This is a genomic window from Pantoea sp. Ep11b (assembly GCF_040783975.1).
Taxonomy (GTDB): Bacteria; Pseudomonadota; Gammaproteobacteria; order Enterobacterales; family Enterobacteriaceae; genus Pantoea.
Map to the genome: position 1 here is coordinate 1062552 of NZ_CP160631.1, position 17187 is coordinate 1079738.

15 protein-coding genes are annotated in these 17187 nt (G+C 58.7%); all 15 read left to right on the forward strand.

The features are described 5' to 3' along the window. Positions 1-371: 371 nt before the first annotated feature. On the forward strand, positions 372-830 hold the full coding sequence (gene mraZ / locus AB1748_RS04880; RefSeq protein ID WP_111139399.1) for a division/cell wall cluster transcriptional repressor MraZ: 459 nt from the start codon (positions 372-374) through the stop codon (positions 828-830). Between the two features lie 2 nt (positions 831-832). Continuing rightward, entirely contained in the window at positions 833-1774 is a 942-nt protein-coding gene (gene rsmH / locus AB1748_RS04885; protein WP_111139400.1) for a 16S rRNA (cytosine(1402)-N(4))-methyltransferase RsmH, read from the forward strand. Continuing rightward, positions 1771-2091: a cell division protein FtsL gene (ftsL, locus tag AB1748_RS04890; RefSeq protein ID WP_003854764.1), complete on the forward strand. Its 321-nt coding sequence runs from the start codon at positions 1771-1773 to the stop codon at positions 2089-2091. Before rsmH ends, ftsL begins: the two co-directional genes overlap by 4 nt. Positions 2092-2107: 16 nt before the next feature. After that, on the forward strand, positions 2108-3874 hold the full coding sequence (locus tag AB1748_RS04895; protein WP_111139401.1) for a peptidoglycan glycosyltransferase FtsI: 1767 nt from the start codon (positions 2108-2110) through the stop codon (positions 3872-3874). Further along, complete coding sequence (gene murE, locus AB1748_RS04900) at positions 3861-5348, forward strand: UDP-N-acetylmuramoyl-L-alanyl-D-glutamate--2,6-diaminopimelate ligase (RefSeq protein ID WP_367396077.1); 1488 nt, start codon at positions 3861-3863, stop codon at positions 5346-5348. The genes AB1748_RS04895 and murE overlap by 14 nt, the downstream gene beginning before the upstream one ends. After that, positions 5345-6703, forward strand: a complete 1359-nt coding sequence (murF, locus tag AB1748_RS04905) for a UDP-N-acetylmuramoyl-tripeptide--D-alanyl-D-alanine ligase (RefSeq protein ID WP_111139403.1) — start codon at positions 5345-5347, stop codon at positions 6701-6703. Before murE ends, murF begins: the two co-directional genes overlap by 4 nt. Beyond that, on the forward strand, positions 6697-7779 hold the full coding sequence (gene mraY / locus AB1748_RS04910; protein WP_111139404.1) for a phospho-N-acetylmuramoyl-pentapeptide-transferase: 1083 nt from the start codon (positions 6697-6699) through the stop codon (positions 7777-7779). The genes murF and mraY overlap by 7 nt, the downstream gene beginning before the upstream one ends. Positions 7780-7781: 2 nt before the next feature. After that, a complete protein-coding gene (murD, locus tag AB1748_RS04915) occupies positions 7782-9098 on the forward strand; it encodes a UDP-N-acetylmuramoyl-L-alanine--D-glutamate ligase (RefSeq protein ID WP_367396078.1) in 1317 nt (438 codons plus the stop codon). Further along, a complete protein-coding gene (gene ftsW, locus AB1748_RS04920) occupies positions 9098-10312 on the forward strand; it encodes a cell division protein FtsW (RefSeq protein WP_111139406.1) in 1215 nt (404 codons plus the stop codon). Before murD ends, ftsW begins: the two co-directional genes overlap by 1 nt. After that, on the forward strand, positions 10309-11367 hold the full coding sequence (murG, locus tag AB1748_RS04925; protein ID WP_367396079.1) for an undecaprenyldiphospho-muramoylpentapeptide beta-N-acetylglucosaminyltransferase: 1059 nt from the start codon (positions 10309-10311) through the stop codon (positions 11365-11367). Before ftsW ends, murG begins: the two co-directional genes overlap by 4 nt. A gap of 70 nt (positions 11368-11437) precedes the next feature. After that, positions 11438-12913, forward strand: coding sequence for a UDP-N-acetylmuramate--L-alanine ligase (gene murC / locus AB1748_RS04930; protein WP_111139408.1), 1476 nt, complete (start codon positions 11438-11440; stop codon positions 12911-12913). Further along, positions 12906-13826 carry a D-alanine--D-alanine ligase gene (locus AB1748_RS04935; protein WP_111139409.1) on the forward strand — a complete coding sequence of 307 codons (921 nt, stop codon included), beginning with the start codon at positions 12906-12908 and terminating at the stop codon, positions 13824-13826. Before murC ends, AB1748_RS04935 begins: the two co-directional genes overlap by 8 nt. Before the next feature lies 1 nt (position 13827). Further along, positions 13828-14667 (forward strand): cell division protein FtsQ, encoded by an 840-nt coding sequence (gene ftsQ, locus AB1748_RS04940; RefSeq protein ID WP_111139410.1) that lies wholly within the window; start codon positions 13828-13830, stop codon positions 14665-14667. After that, positions 14664-15920, forward strand: a complete 1257-nt coding sequence (gene ftsA / locus AB1748_RS04945; RefSeq protein WP_003854739.1) for a cell division protein FtsA — start codon at positions 14664-14666, stop codon at positions 15918-15920. The genes ftsQ and ftsA overlap by 4 nt, the downstream gene beginning before the upstream one ends. 71 nt (positions 15921-15991) lie before the next feature. Beyond that, on the forward strand, positions 15992-17146 hold the full coding sequence (gene ftsZ / locus AB1748_RS04950) for a cell division protein FtsZ (RefSeq protein WP_111139411.1): 1155 nt from the start codon (positions 15992-15994) through the stop codon (positions 17144-17146). The last annotated feature ends 41 nt before the right edge of the window (positions 17147-17187 follow it).

A 17187-nucleotide genomic window follows, 5' to 3' on the forward strand; every position in this document is an offset into this window, starting at 1 on the left:
TATTATCTGCTTACAACTTCAACAAACTTCCCGGCCCCGTAGCTCCTGAACCCGCTGGGCTTCCTTTCAGAAATCCCCTAAAATGCCGCAGCTTTATGCCGGACTGCGATAAATATTAAGTCGGTCACATTGTTTCATTTTTAAGCGTTTTTTCACAGGTCGTTTTTTTTATTCAGATATTCATTGGCTTAATTTTTACTTTTCTCTTTCATTCGATTATATCGTCGCCAGAGATTAATTTTGCGCTCTGTAAAGAGTGATATTCAGCTACCGCTCCGGCTTGACAACGATTTCCCCGGGTCCTTAAACTCGTTTCGTGGTAAAAAGTGGGATAAAGTGGTGTAAACGGGTGACCAGGAGGAGAGACTGGCATGTTCCGCGGAGCAACGTTAGTCAATCTCGACAGCAAAGGGCGGCTCGCCGTACCGACGCGCTATCGCGATTTGCTGATCGGGGAGTCTCAGGGGCAGATGGTCTGTACCATCGACCTCCACCAGCCATGCCTGTTGCTTTATACCCTGCCCGAATGGGAAATCATTGAAAAAAAGCTGGCACGCCTTTCCAGTATGAATCCACTTGAGCGTCGTGTGCAGCGTTTGCTGCTGGGCCATGCCAGTGAATGTCAGATGGACAGCGCGGGCCGCCTGCTGCTGGCGAACACGCTTCGGCAGCATGCAAAATTAACCAAAGAAGTGATGCTGGTTGGACAGTTCAACAAGTTTGAGCTGTGGGATGAACAGACCTGGTATCAACAAGTCAGGGACGATATTGACGCAGAACAGTCGGCTCAGGAGCCTTTATCTGAGCGGTTGCAGGACTTGTCGCTATAGCTATGCAGGAAAATTTCAAACATACCACCGTACTGTTGGACGAGGCGGTTAACGGCCTCAATATCAGGGAAGACGGTATTTACATCGACGGCACCTTTGGTCGCGGTGGTCATTCACGCCTGATTCTTTCTCAGCTGGGAGAGAAGGGCAGGCTGATCGCTATCGATCGGGACCCGCAGGCGATTGCTGCCGCTGCCGACATCACTGACCCGCGCTTTTCCATTATTCATGGTCCTTTTTCCGCCCTCGCAGAGTATGTGACAGAACGGGATCTGGTCGGGAAAATTGATGGCATCCTGCTGGATCTGGGCGTCTCCTCGCCGCAGCTGGATGATGCGGAACGCGGCTTCTCCTTTATGCGTGACGGGCCGCTGGATATGCGCATGGACCCTTCCCGGGGTCAGTCTGCCGCAGAGTGGCTGCTGAATGCGGAAGAGGCTGACATCGCCTTCGTCCTGAAAACCTACGGTGAAGAGCGATTCGCTAAGCGCATCGCCCGGGCTATCGTCGAACGCAATCGCGAACAGCCGATGACCCGCACCCGGGAACTGGCTGAAGTTATTGCCGTCGCCACACCGGTAAAAGATAAGTTCAAGCATCCGGCCACGCGCAGCTTCCAGGCCATTCGTATCTGGATTAACAGTGAGCTGGAAGAGATCGACACTGCCCTGAAAGGTGCGGTTGAGGTACTGGCTCCGCAGGGGCGTCTCTCGGTGATCAGCTTCCATTCCCTGGAAGATCGGCTGGTTAAACGCTTTATGCGCGACCAGAGTCGCGGGCCGCAGGTGCCTGCCGGGCTGCCGATGACCGAACATCAGCTGCGCGCCCTGGGTGGCCGGGAACTGAAACTGCTCGGCAAAATGTCGCCGGGTGATGCAGAAGTTGCCGAAAACCCACGCGCCCGCAGCTCGGTATTACGTATCGCGGAGAAAACCGACGCATGATCGGTAACGAGCGTCACAGTCTGCCCGCCGTCATCGGCGGGGATCTGCTGCGAAAGGGCAAGATTCCGGTGCTGTTGCTGATCGCCGTAGTGGTGTCGGCTGTGCTGGTGGTGACCACTACCCACAAAACACGCCTGCTTACCGCACAGCGTGAGCAGCTGGTCCTGGAGCGTGACGCGCTGGACATTGAGTGGCGCAACCTGATTCTGGAAGAGAATGCCCTGGGCGACCACAGTCGTGTCGAACGCATTGCCACCGAGAAGCTGCAACTGCAGCACGTTGATCCTTCACAAGAAAATATCGTGGTGCAGAAATAAGGATTTCAGATAGCGAATGAGCGGTACAGGCAGAACGCTGAAGTTAAAGAAACCGGAAGATAAGGCCAGCTTTGTAAGCTGGCGTTTTGCGTTGCTGTGCGGCTGTATTTTGCTGGCGCTGGGAGGCCTGCTGTCGCGGGTGGCCTGGCTGCAGGTGATTAATCCGGGCAAGCTGGTTAAAGAGGGCGATCTGCGCTCACTGCGCGTTCAGGCGGTGCCGACGTCGCGCGGGATGATCAGCGACCGCGCCGGACGCCCGCTGGCGGTGAGTGTGCCGGTGAATGCGATCTGGGCCGATCCCAAAGAGCTGCACGCCGGGGGCGGCGTGACGCTGGACAGCCGCTGGAAGGCGCTCTCCGATGCGCTCTCGATTCCGCTCGATCAGCTGGCAGCCCGCGTTAATGCCAATCCCAAAGGCCGCTTTGTCTATCTGGCGCGCCAGGTCAATCCGGCCATCGGCGACTACGTCAAAAAACTCAAACTGCCGGGTATTCATCTGCGCGAAGAGTCGCGCCGCTACTATCCTGCCGGGCAGGTGACCTCCCATCTGATTGGCTTCACCAACATCGATGGCCAGGGCATTGAAGGCATCGAAAAGAGCTTTGATAAGTGGCTCACCGGCGCGCCGGGCGAAAGAACGGTGCGTAAAGATCGCTATGGCCGGGTCATTGAAGATATCTCTTCCGTGGACAGCCGCGCCGCCCACAACCTGACGCTCAGCATCGATGAGCGGCTCCAGGCGCTGGTCTACCGTGAACTCAACAACGCTGTCGCCTTTAACAAAGCGGAGTCGGGAACAGCGGTGCTGGTGGACGTGAACACCGGCGAAGTGCTGGCGATGGCCAACAGCCCGGCTTACAACCCGAACAACCTCAGCAACACGCCGAAAGATCTGATGCGCAACCGCGCGATCACCGACATCTTTGAGCCAGGCTCGACTGTGAAGCCGATGGTGGTGATGACGGCGCTGCAGCGTGGCGTGGTCAGAGAGAACAGCGTCCTGAATACCGTGCCGTACCGCGTCAATGGTCATGAGATCAAGGATGTGGCGCGCTACAACGAACTGACCCTGACAGGGGTTTTGCAGAAGTCGAGTAACGTCGGTGTTTCACGTCTGGCGTTAGCGATGCCCTCCTCAGCGCTGGTAGAAACTTACGCGCGCTTTGGCCTGGGTAAACCGACCAATTTGGGGTTGGTCGGGGAAAGCAGTGGCTTATACCCTAAAAAACAACGGTGGTCTGACATAGAGAGGGCCACCTTCTCTTTTGGCTACGGGCTAATGGTAACGCCGTTACAGTTAGCGCGGGTCTACGCAACGATTGGCAGCTATGGCATTAACCGTCCGCTGTCGATCACCAAAGTCGATCCCCCCGTCGCGGGTCAGCGCGTCTTCGATGAATCACTGGTTAAAACCGTGATGCATATGATGGAAAGCGTGGCGCTGCCCGGCGGCGGCGGCGTCAAAGCGGCCATCAAGGGCTACCGGATTGCGATAAAAACCGGTACGGCGAAAAAGGTCGGTCCGGACGGACGTTACGTCAATAAATACATTGCTTATACCGCAGGCGTGGCGCCTGCGAGTCATCCCCGATTCGCGCTGGTGGTGGTGATCAACGATCCACAGGCCGGCAAGTATTACGGCGGTGCGGTTTCCGCACCGGTGTTTGGTGCCATCATGGGCGGCGTACTGCGCACCATGAACATTGAGCCGGATGCGTTACCGACAAATGACAAGAACGAGCTGGTGACTAACAGAAGTGAGGAAACAAGTGACAGATCGTAACCTGCGCGACTTACTCGGCCCCTGGGTGCCAGGCGCGCCGGCGCGCCCTTTGCGCGACATGACCCTGGACAGCCGCCTGGCGGCTTCTGGCGATCTGTTTGTCGCGGTTGCAGGCCACCAGGTCGACGGACGCCGTTTTATTCCACAGGCGATCGCGCAGGGCGTGGCGGCGGTGGTGGCGGAAGCCGAGGGTGAAGCGGCTGACGGCGAGATCCGTGAAATGCACGGGGTGCCGGTCATCTATCTGGCCCAGCTGCCTCAGCGTCTGTCGGCGCTGGCAGGCCGCTTTTATCAGCAGCCGGGCGAAAAGCAGACGCTGATTGGTGTCACCGGCACCAACGGTAAAACCACGACCACACAGCTGCTGGCGCAGTGGGCAGCGCTGCTGGGTGAAACCAGCGCGGTCATGGGCACCGTCGGCAATGGGCTGGTCGGTCACTTATCGGCGGCGGAAAACACCACCGGTTCGGCGGTCGATGTTCAGCATCTGCTGCACGATCTGGCCGAAAAAGGGGCGACCCTGACCGCGATGGAAGTCTCGTCGCACGGCCTGGTGCAGCATCGCGTGGCGGCGCTGCCGTTTGCCGCCGCGGTCTTTACCAATCTCAGCCGCGATCATCTCGATTATCACGGCGATATGCAGGGCTACGAGTCAGCCAAGTGGCTGCTGTTTTCTGAACACCAGGTCGGCCAGGCGATCCTGAACGCGGATGATGAGGTCGGCCGTCGCTGGCTGGCGCGCCTGCCTGATGCCGTCGCCGTAACGCTGGAAGATAACCTGCAGCCGGGCTGCCGGGGCCGCTGGCTGAAAGCCGATGCGGTGACCTATCACGACAACGGTGCGCACATCCGCTTCAGCTCCAGCTGGGGCGATGGCGAGATCGACAGCCCGCTGATGGGCGCCTTCAACGTCAGCAACCTGATGCTGGCGCTGGCAACGCTGCTGTCGCTGGATTATCCGCTGACCACGCTGGTCAGTGTGGCTTCGCAGCTGCAGCCGGTCAACGGGCGCATGGAAGTCTTCAGCGCCGCAGGAAAACCCACGGTGGTGGTGGATTATGCCCACACACCGGATGCGCTGGAAAAGGCGCTGGAAGCGGCCCGCCTGCACTGCAAAGGCAAACTCTGGTGCCTGTTTGGCTGTGGCGGCGATCGCGACAAAGGCAAACGTCCTCTGATGGGCGCGATCGCTGAGCAGTATGCGGATGTCGTGGTCATTACGGATGACAACCCGCGCAGCGAAGATCCTCAGGCGATTGTAAACGACATTCTGACCGGATTGCTGGACCCCGGCCGCGCACGCGTGGTCGCCGGCCGTGCGCAGGCGGTCACTAACACCATTATGCAGGCGCAGCCCGACGATATCGTGCTGGTGGCTGGCAAAGGCCATGAAGATTATCAGATCATCGGTAATCACCGTCTCGACTATTCCGATCGTGCCACCGTTGCGGCACTGCTGGGAGGCGTAGCATGATCCCGGTTTCATTACAGACGCTGGCGCAGATCACCGGCGGCACGCTGCACGGCAGCGATCTGACGCTGAATGAGGTGACCACTGACACCCGCCGCGTGACCGCAGGCAGCCTGTTTGTGGCGCTGGTCGGCGAACGCTTTGATGCTCACGACTTCGCCGCCGATGCGATTGCCAGTGGCGCGCAGGCGCTGCTGGTGAGTAAGCATTTACCTGTCGCTGTGCCGCAGGTCGTGGTTGCGGATACCCGCCTCGCCTTTGGCAGACTGGGCGCGTGGGTGCGTCAGCAGTCCACCGCGCGCGTGGTGGCACTGACCGGCTCCTCCGGCAAGACCTCAGTTAAAGAGATGACGGCCGCGATTCTGCGTCAGTGCGGCGAAACGCTCTACACGGCGGGCAACCTGAACAACGATTATGGCGTGCCGATGACGCTGCTGCGGCTGACCGCAGAGCATCAGTATGCGGTGATCGAACTGGGTGCGAATCATCAGGGCGAAATCGCCTACACCACCGATCTGGTGAAGCCGGAAAGCGCGCTGGTAAACAACCTGGCCGCTGCCCATCTGGAAGGTTTTGGTTCACTGGAAGGTGTTGCCAAAGCCAAAGGCGAGATTTTTCAGGGCTTACCGGCTCAGGGGATCGCCATTCTGAATGCCGAAAGCAATGACTGGCCCAACTGGCAGCGCACACTGCAGGATAAAACAGTGTGGCGCTTCTCGCCGCAGGCGGCAGAGTGTGATTTTTCCGCCCACGATATCCGCATCGCGCAGGATGGCACCCATTTCGTGATGAAGACGCCGCGCGGCACGATCGACATCGTGCTGCCGCTGCCGGGACGTCACAACATCGCTAACGCCCTGGCGGCCGCGGCGCTGGCGCTGTCGGTGGACGCTCCGCTCAGCGCCGTTCAGCAGGGACTCAGAAACCTGCAGTCGGTGCCGGGTCGCCTGTTCCCGGTTCGCCTCTCTGCGAATCAGTTGCTGCTGGATGACAGCTACAACGCCAACGTCGGGTCGATGACCGCCGCCGCGCAGGTGCTCTCAGAGATGCCAGGCTACCGGGTGCTGGTCGCGGGTGACATGGCGGAACTGGGCGACGAAACAGAAAAATGTCACCGCGAAGTCGGAGAAGCGGCGCGTGATGCCGGTATCGATCGCGTACTGACCACCGGCAGATTCAGCCATTTTATCGGCGAAAGCAGCGGAGTTGGCGAACATTTCAGCGATAAGACGGCGCTGACTGAACGTTTGCGTCAGTTGTTGTCCGAACACTCAGAAATTACAGTCTTGATAAAAGGTTCACGTAGTGCCGCCATGGAGCAGGTAGTACAGAGCTTAAAGGAGAAAGGAACATGTTAGTCTGGCTGGCCGAGCATCTGGTCGCTTTTTATTCCGGCTTTAACGTCTTTTCGTATCTGACGTTTCGCGCCATCGTCAGCCTGCTGACCGCGTTATTTCTCTCGCTCTGGATGGGACCGCGCCTGATCGCCTGGCTGCAGAAATTACAGATTGGCCAGGTTGTCCGTAACGATGGCCCGGAGTCACACTTCAGCAAGCGCGGCACGCCTACGATGGGCGGCATTATGATCCTGACCTCCATCACCGTCTCCGTGCTGATGTGGGCCTATCCCTCTAATCCGTACGTCTGGTGTGTGCTGTTCGTCCTGATTGGCTTCGGCATCATCGGCTTTGTCGATGACTACCGCAAAGTCGTGCGCAAAGACACCAAAGGCCTGATCGCCCGCTGGAAATATTTCTGGATGTCAGTGATCTCGCTGGGCGTGGCCTTCGGACTCTATGCGGCGGGCAAAGATACACCCGCGACCCAGCTGGTGGTGCCTTTCTTTAAAGACATCATGCCGCAGCTGGGCCTGTTCTATGTGCTGCTGGCCTACTTTGTAATTGTCGGCACCGGTAACGCGGTCAACCTGACCGATGGCCTGGATGGTCTGGCTATCATGCCAACCGTATTTGTCGCGGCGGGCTTTGCGCTGGTCGCCTGGGCCACCGGTAACGTCAAATTTGCGGAGTACCTGCACATCCCTTATCTGCGTCACGCGGGTGAACTGGTGATCGTCTGTACTGCCATCGTTGGGGCAGGGCTGGGCTTCCTCTGGTTTAACACCTATCCGGCTCAGGTCTTTATGGGCGACGTCGGCTCGCTGGCGCTGGGCGGCGCACTGGGCACCATCGCCGTACTGCTGCGTCAGGAATTTTTGCTGGTGATCATGGGCGGCGTGTTTGTGGTTGAAACGCTGTCGGTGATCCTGCAGGTGGGATCGTTCAAGTTACGCGGCCAGCGTATTTTCCGCATGGCGCCGATCCATCACCACTATGAACTCAAGGGCTGGCCGGAACCGCGCGTGATTGTGCGCTTCTGGATCATTTCGCTAATGCTGGTGCTGATTGGCCTGGCCACGCTGAAGGTGCGTTAATCATGGCTGACTATCAGGGTAGAAAAGTCGTCATCATCGGGCTGGGCCTGACCGGGCTCTCCTGTGTTGATTTCTTTTTAGCGCAGGGCGTAACGCCTCGCGTGATGGACACCCGTGTCTCGCCGCCGGGGCTGGAAAAACTGCCCGGCCAGGTTGAACGTCATCTGGGCGGACTCAACGGCGACTGGCTGCTGGCCGCCGACCTGATTGTGGCCAGCCCGGGTATCGCGCTGGCGCACCCGGTGCTCAGTGAAGCGGCAGACGCCGGTATCGAAATCGTCGGTGACATTGAGCTGTTCTGCCGCGAGGCGCAGGCCCCGATCGTGGCGATTACCGGCTCTAACGGCAAAAGCACCGTCACCACGCTGGTCGGCGAGATGGCAAAAGCGGCGGGCTGGCAGGTGGGCGTCGGCGGCAATATCGGCCTGCCTGCGCTGAGCCTGCTGCAGACTCCGGCACAGCTCTATGTGCTGGAACTCTCCAGTTTTCAGCTGGAGACCACCAGCAGCCTCAAAGCGGCGGCGGCCACCGTGCTGAACGTCAGCGAAGATCATATGGATCGTTATCCGCTGGGCATGCAGCAGTATCGCGCGGCCAAACTGCGGATCTACGAGAACGCCCGAACCTGCGTCGTTAACGCCGATGATGCGCTGACGATGCCGGTGCGCGGCGCAGATAACCGCTGCATCAGCTTCGGTATCGACTTTGGCGACTACCACCTTAACAAGCAGCAGGGCAGTATCTGGCTGCGGGTGAAGGGCGAGAAAGTGCTGAACACGGCCGAAATGAAGATGGTGGGACAGCACAACTACGCGAACGCGCTGGCGGCGCTGGCGCTGGCCGATGCGGTCGGTCTGCCTCGCGCCTCCAGTCTGGCTGCCCTGACGCAGTTCAGCGGCCTGGCGCACCGTTTTCAGCTGGTCCATGAACATCAGGGCGTGCGCTGGATTAACGACTCCAAAGCCACCAACGTCGGCAGCACCGAAGCGGCGCTGAACGGCCTGCAGGTAGAGGGAACTCTGTGGCTGCTGATGGGCGGGGACGGAAAGTCTGCCGACTTCTCGCCGCTGCTTCCCTGGCTGCAGGGCGACCATATCCGCCTCTACTGCTTTGGCCGCGATGGTGATGCGCTGGCGGCACTGCGTCCGGAGATTGCTGTGCGCACGGAGACGCTGCGTCAGGCGATGGAGCAGATTGCGCCACAGGTCCGGTCTGGCGACATGGTGCTGCTGTCGCCCGCCTGCGCCAGCCTTGACCAGTTCCGTAACTTTGAGCAGCGCGGTGAGCAGTTCGCGCAACTGGCGAAGGAGCTGAGCTGATGCGTATTCCTGGTGCCGGTGTGGCGCAATTCTTTGGCGGACGCCTGAAAGACTGGGTCATGGGCGCACGCGAGAGCGATGACACGTCGCTGGTGCTCTATGACCGCACGCTGCTATGGCTGACGCTGGGCCTGGCGGTGATCGGTTTTGTGATGGTGACATCGGCCTCAATGCCGGTCGGTCAGCGTCTCAACGATGACCTGTTCTACTTTGCCAAGCGTGATGCGTTCTATATTGCGCTGGCCTTTGGTATGGCGCTGGTCACGCTGCGGGTGCCGATGGATTTCTGGCAACGTTACAGCAACGTGATGCTGATGGTGACGGTAGCGATGCTGCTGATTGTTCTGGTGGTCGGTAGCTCGGTTAACGGGGCCTCGCGCTGGATCGCGCTGGGGCCACTGCGTATTCAGCCTGCCGAGCTGTCGAAGCTCTCCCTGTTCTGCTATCTCGCCAGCTACCTGGTGCGCAAGGTAGAGGAGGTGCGTAACAACTTCTGGGGCTTCTGTAAGCCGATGGGCGTGATGGTGGTACTGGCGGTTTTACTGCTGGCGCAGCCCGACCTCGGAACGGTCGTCGTACTCTTTGTGACCACGCTGGCGATGCTGTTTCTGGCGGGTGCCAAACTGTGGCAGTTCATGGCCATCATCGGCTCCGGTATTTTCGCGGTGATCCTGCTGATTATCGCCGAACCTTACCGTATGCGCCGTGTGACCTCGTTCTGGAATCCGTGGGAAGATCCCTTTGGTAGCGGCTATCAGCTGACGCAGTCGCTGATGGCATTTGGTCGCGGCGAATTCTGGGGCCAGGGGCTGGGTAACTCCGTACAAAAGCTGGAATATCTGCCGGAAGCGCATACCGACTTTATTTTCGCCATCATAGGGGAAGAACTCGGCTACGTCGGTGTGGTATTGGCACTTTTAATGGTATTCTTCGTCGCTTTTCGTGCGATGTCGATTGGTCGCCGTGCACTGGAGCTGGATCAGCGTTTCTCCGGCTTTCTGGCCTGTTCGATCGGGGTCTGGTTCAGCTTCCAGGCGCTGGTTAATGTCGGGGCCGCCGCCGGTATGCTGCCGACCAAAGGTCTGACGTTACCGCTGATCAGCTACGGTGGGTCGAGTCTGATCATTATGTCGACGGCCATCGTCTTTTTATTACGCATAGATTATGAAACGCGCCTGGCGAAAGCGCAGGCGTTTACCCGAGGTGGTCGATGAGCGGTAAGCGATTGATGGTGATGGCAGGCGGAACCGGTGGACATGTCTTTCCCGGTCTGGCTGTCGCCCATCATCTGATGGAGCAGGGCTGGGAGGTGCGCTGGCTGGGTACGGCCGACCGTATGGAAGCCGATCTGGTGCCAAAGCATGGCATCGACATCGACTTTATCCGCATCAGCGGATTACGCGGCAAAGGCCTGAAAGCCCTCCTGCAGGCCCCGCTGCGCATTTTCAACGCATGGCGTCAGGCGCGCCGCATCATGAAAGCCTGGCAGCCGGATGTGGTGCTGGGCATGGGCGGCTACGTTTCGGGCCCCGGCGGTCTGGCGGCCTGGAGTTGTGGCATTCCGGTGGTGCTGCATGAGCAGAATGGCATCGCCGGATTGACTAACAAGTGGCTGTCGAAAATCGCCACCAAAGTGCTGCAGGCTTTCCCGGGCGCCTTCCCCGCCGCTGATGTGGTAGGAAACCCGGTGCGTACCGATGTTCTGGCGCTGCCGCTGCCTGCGCAGCGGATGGCTGGTCGTCACGGCCCCGTGCGGGTGCTGGTGATTGGCGGCAGTCAGGGCGCACGGATACTGAATCAGACCCTGCCGCAGGTCGCGGCGCGGGTGGGTGATGAGATCACCCTGTGGCACCAGACCGGTAAAGGGGCGCTGCCCGAAACCGAGAAAGCCTATCAGCAGGCCGGTCAGAGCCGGCACAAGGTGACCGAGTTTATTGATGATATGGCGGCCGCCTACGCCTGGGCGGACCTGGTGGTGTGTCGCTCTGGTGCGTTAACCGTGAGCGAAGTCGCTGCCGCAGGTTTACCGGCGATTTTTGTGCCGTTTCAGCATAAAGATCGCCAGCAGTACTGGAACGCGCTGCCGCTGGAGAAAGCGGGCGCCGCCAGAATTTTTGAGCAGCCGCAGTTTACGGCGGAGGCCGTCGCGGATCAGCTCCGCCACTGGGATCGCGCAACACTGCTGACGATGGCTGAACAGGCCCGTCAGGTGGCGATCCCCGATGCGACCGAACGGGTCGCTCAGGAAGTGGCTCGCGCCGCAAAGTAATCATTCCGGTCAGCGCGTCTGACCTGTACCCGGAGCGGGTACAAACTGAAAGAGCAGGTAATTGAGAGCGATGAATACACAACAATTGGCAAAACTGCGTTCTATTGTGCCCGAGATGCGTCGCGTCCGGCACATCCACTTTGTCGGCATCGGTGGTGCGGGCATGGGCGGTATTGCCGAAGTGTTAGCAAATGAAGGCTACCATATCAGCGGTTCAGATCTGGCCCCTAACCCGGTGACACAGCATCTGACCGGACTGGGTGCCACCATTTATTTTAACCATCGCCCTGAGAACGTCACCGATGCCAGCGTGGTCGTGGTGTCCAGCGCCGTTTCGCAGGATAACCCTGAACTGGTGGCGGCCCGCGAACAGCGTATCCCGGTGATCCGCCGTGCGGAGATGCTGGCTGAGCTGATGCGCTTCCGTCACGGCATCGCCGTTGCCGGGACGCATGGCAAAACCACCACCACGGCGATGGTTTCAAGTATTTATGCGGAAGCGGGTCTCGATCCGACCTTCGTTAACGGCGGCCTGGTGAAAGCCGCAGGCACCCATGCGCGCCTGGGTCACAGCCGCTATCTGATTGCCGAAGCGGATGAGAGCGATGCGTCGTTCCTGCATCTGCAGCCGATGGTGGCGATTGTGACCAACATCGAAGCCGATCACATGGACACTTATCAGGGCGATTTCGGGAACCTGAAGCAGACGTTTATTAACTTCCTGCACAACCTGCCGTTTTATGGTCGCGCAGTGATGTGCGTGGATGATGCGGTGATCCGTGACCTGATCCCGCGCGTGGGACGCCATATCACCACTTACGGCTTCAGCGACGATGCGGATCTGCGGATCGAGAACTACGAGCAGCTGGGTGCCCAGGGCCATTTCACCCTGATCCGTCAGGATAAAGCGCCGCTGAAGATTACGCTGAACGCGCCGGGCCGTCACAACGCCCTGAACGCGGCCGCCGCCGTCGCCGTCGCCAGCGAAGAGGGCATTGAAGACAATGCAATTCTGGCTGCGCTGGAGAGTTTCCAGGGTACCGGTCGTCGCTTTGATCTGCTGGGTGAGTTCCCGACAGAGCCGGTCAATGGTCAGCCAGGCAGCGCGATGCTGGTGGATGACTACGGCCATCATCCCACCGAAGTGGATGCGACGATCAAAGCCGCACGCGCAGGCTGGCCGGATAAAAAGCTGGTGATGGTGTTTCAGCCGCACCGCTACAGCCGGACCCGCGACCTGTTCGACGATTTTGCCAACGTGTTGTCCCATGTGGATGTGCTGCTGATGCTGGATGTTTACTCGGCCGGTGAAACCGCCATTCCGGGGGCTGACAGCCGTTCGCTGTGCCGGGCGATCCGTAACCGTGGCAAGGTCGATCCGATCCTGGTCACGGAACATGAGGCCCTGCCGGAGATGCTGGCGCCGCTGCTGTCAGGTAACGACCTGATTCTGGTTCAGGGTGCCGGAAACGTCGGCAAAGTGGCGCGTAAACTGGCTGAGATCAAACTCCAGCCAGCGCCTGAAGCGGAGGATCGTCATGGCTGATAAAGTGGCTGTATTAATGGGCGGCACCTCGGCAGAGCGCGAGGTTTCGCTGAATTCAGGTCAGGCCGTTGTCGCCGGATTACGGGAAATGGGGATTGATGCCGAGGGCATCGACACCCGCGACGTCTCTGTGCTGACGCTGAAAGAGCAGGGCTTCACCAAAGCCTTTATCGCGCTGCATGGCCGGGGCGGAGAGGATGGCACGCTGCAGGCCGTCCTGGAGTTTCTGCAACTGCCCTATACCGGCAGCGGCGTGATGGCCTCGGCGGTGACTATGGACAAGCTGCGTACCAAACTGCTGTGGCAGGGGCGTGGCTTACCTTCAGGCCGCTTTGTCTGGCTGACACGTCAGCAGTGTGATGCCGGACTGGATGCCGCGTGTCACGCGGAGATTGCGGCGCTGGGCTTGCCGCTGTTTGTTAAGCCCGCCTGTGAAGGCTCCAGCGTGGGTATCAGCCGGGTCAACGATCTGAGCGCGCTGCCTGCGGCGCTGGAACTGGCGTTTAAGCACGACAACGATGTGCTGGTTGAGGCGTTTCTCAGCGGCGCGGAGTATACCGTGGCGATTGTGGGCGACCGCATCCTGCCGGCCATCGAAATAAAGAGCGCCAGCGAGTTCTATGATTATGAAGCAAAATACATTTCTGACGATACTCAGTACCTCTGTCCGGCAGATTTAAGCCCTGAACGCGAGGCGGAGCTACAGCAGCTGGTGCTGGCCGCCTGGCGTGCGCTGGGATGCAGCGGCTGGGGACGGATAGATGTGATGACCGATGGGGCAGGGCACTTCCAGCTCCTGGAGGCGAACACCTCGCCGGGTATGACCAGTCACAGCCTGGTGCCGATGGCGGCAAAACAGGCGGGCATGAGTTTCCCGCAGCTGGTTGCCCATATTCTGGAGCTGGCCGACTGATATGTCACAGGCGGCGATGAGAGTTCGAAACCGTGAACCGCAGGAGCGTATTCGCACCGGCCGCAGTAACGGAGCCCGACTGTTCGGCATCATTTTTTTGCTGACCGTTATCGGGATTATGGTGGCTGGCGGACTGGCGGTGCTGAAGTGGATGAATGATGCGTCCCGGCTGCCGTTATCGAAACTGGTGGTGACAGGGCAGACGCACTACACCACGCACGATGATATCCGCCAGGCGATTCTGTCGCTGGGTCCGCCCGGCACGTTTATGTCTCAGAATGTGGATATCCTGCAGCAGCAGATTGAGCGGCTGCCCTGGATTAAGCAGGTCAGCGTGCGTAAGCAGTGGCCGGATGAGCTGAAAATCCATCTGGTCGAGTACACGCCGGTGGCGCGCTGGAATGATTTGCATATGGTGGACGCGGAAGGCGTTTCCTTCAGCGTACCCGCCAGTCATGTCGGCAAAGAGGTACTGCCGATGTTGTATGGGCCGGAAGGGAGTGAGAAAGAGGTCCTGGCGGGCTATCACAGCATGGATGATGTGCTGAAAGCCCGGAAGTTTACGCTGAAGGTGGCGTCGATGACGGCCCGGCGTTCATGGCAACTGGTCACCAGCGATGATATCCGCATCGAACTGGGACGCAGCGACACGATGAAACGACTGAATCGCTTTATTGAGCTCTATCCGGTGCTGCAGCAGCAAGGTCAGAACGAGAGCAAACGTATCAGCTACGTGGATTTGCGATACGACTCTGGTGCTTCTGTGGGCTGGACACCGGTCGTGATGGAGCCACAGGACAGTAATCAGCAACAGAACCAGGCACAGGCTAAACAACAATGATCAAGGCAACGGACAGAAAACTGGTAGTTGGACTCGAAATCGGCACTGCGAAGGTTGCCGCCCTGGTTGGGGAAATTCTGCCCGATGGTATGGTCAACATTATTGGGGTGGGCAGCTGCCCGTCCCGTGGTATGGATAAAGGTGGCGTAAACGACCTTGAGTCGGTGGTGAAATGCGTTCAGCGCGCCATCGACCAGGCTGAGCTGATGGCAGACTGCCAGATCTCCTCCGTCTACCTTGCTTTATCGGGCAAACATATCAGTTGTCAGAACGAAATCGGGATGGTTCCGATTTCCGAAGAGGAAGTGACTCAGGATGATGTGGAGAACGTCGTCCATACCGCGAAATCGGTTCGTGTGCGCGACGAGCATCGCATCCTGCATGTCATCCCTCAGGAGTACGCCATCGACTACCAGGAAGGGATCAAAAACCCGGTGGGTCTGTCCGGCGTGCGTATGCAGGCGAAAGTGCACCTGATCACCTGCCACAACGACATGGCGAAGAACATCGTCAAAGCCGTTGAGCGCTGCGGACTGAAGGTCGATCAGCTGATTTTTGCCGGTCTCGCCTCCAGTTTTGCCGTACTGACTGAAGATGAACGTGAGCTGGGCGTATGTGTTGTCGACATTGGTGGCGGTACAATGGACATTGCCGTATATACCGGCGGCGCTTTACGGCACACTAAGGTGATTCCATATGCAGGTAACGTCGTGACCAGTGACATCGCCTATGCGTTTGGTACACCGCCGACGGACGCTGAAGCGATCAAAGTGCGCCATGGCTGCGCACTGGGTTCGATTGTCGGCAAAGATGAGAACGTTGAAGTGCCGAGCGTGGGCGGACGTCCACCGCGCAGCCTGCAGCGTCAGACGCTGGCAGAAGTGATTGAGCCGCGTTACACCGAACTTTTGAATCTGGTCAATGACGAGATTCTGCAGTTACAGGAACAACTGCGTCAGCAGGGCGTGAAGCATCATCTGGCCGCAGGCATTGTCCTGACCGGGGGTGCCGCGCAAATCGAAGGACTGGCGGCCTGTGCGCAACGCGTATTCCATACGCAGGTGCGTATCGGACAGCCGCTGAATATTACCGGCCTGACTGACTATGCGCAGGAGTCGTACTACTCCACCGCAGTGGGACTGTTGCACTACGGCAAAGAGTCGCACATGAACGGTGATGCAGAGACCGAAAAACGTGTCTCAGTAGGCAACTGGTTCAAGCGTATTAACAGTTGGTTAAAAAAAGAGTTTTAATTTTTGTGAAAGGGGATCATGCTGTTTTCTTTTGTGATCTCCAGGCGACAGGCACATAACGGAGAGAAATCATGTTTGAACCTATGGAATTAACCAACGACGCGGTGATTAAAGTCATCGGCGTCGGTGGCGGCGGCGGTAACGCCGTAGAGCACATGGTACGCGAGCGTATCGAAGGTGTGGAATTCTTTGCTGTGAATACCGACGCGCAAGCGCTGCGTAAAACAGCTGTCGGCCAGACCATCCAGATCGGTAATAACATTACCAAGGGTCTGGGTGCGGGTGCGAACCCGGAAGTGGGCCGTAACTCTGCAGAAGAAGATCGCGAAGCACTGCGTTCTGCGCTGGAAGGGGCAGACATGGTGTTCATCGCAGCCGGCATGGGCGGCGGTACCGGAACCGGTGCAGCACCTGTAGTCGCTGAAGTGGCTAAGGATCTGGGTATCCTGACGGTGGCTGTGGTTACCAAGCCGTTCAACTTCGAAGGCAAAAAGCGCATGGCGTTTGCCGAGCAGGGGATCGCTGAACTCTCTAAACATGTGGATTCCCTGATCACCATTCCAAACGACAAGCTGCTGAAAGTGCTGGGTCGTGGCATCTCTCTGCTGGATGCATTTGGTGCGGCGAACGACGTGCTGAAAGGCGCTGTCCAGGGTATCGCCGAGCTGATCACCCGTCCGGGCCTGATGAACGTCGACTTTGCTGACGTGCGCACCGTGATGTCCGAAATGGGCTATGCGATGATGGGTTCCGGCGTTGCGTGCGGTGAAGATCGTGCGGAAGAAGCGGCTGAAATGGCGATCTCAAGCCCACTGCTGGAAGATATCGATCTCTCTGGCGCGCGCGGCGTGCTGGTCAACATCACGGCGGGCTTCGATCTGCGTCTGGATGAGTTCGAAACCGTGGGTAACACCATCCGCGCCTTCGCGTCTGATAACGCGACCGTCGTGATCGGTACCTCACTGGATCCGGAAATGAATGACGAACTGCGCGTCACCGTGGTGGCAACCGGTATCGGCATGGACAAGCGTCCTGAAATCACGCTGGTGACCAACAAGCCAGCCAGCCAGCCAGTGATGGATCATCGCTATCAGCAGCACGGTATGTCACCGCTGCCGCAGGAGCAGAAACCGGCGGCTAAAGTGGTTAACGAGCAGCCTGCACAGTCGAACAAAGAGCCTGATTATCTTGATATTCCGGCCTTTTTACGTAAGCAGGCCGATTAGGATTAACCCGATAATTGGGATTCTCCGCTCTTTGTGCTAAA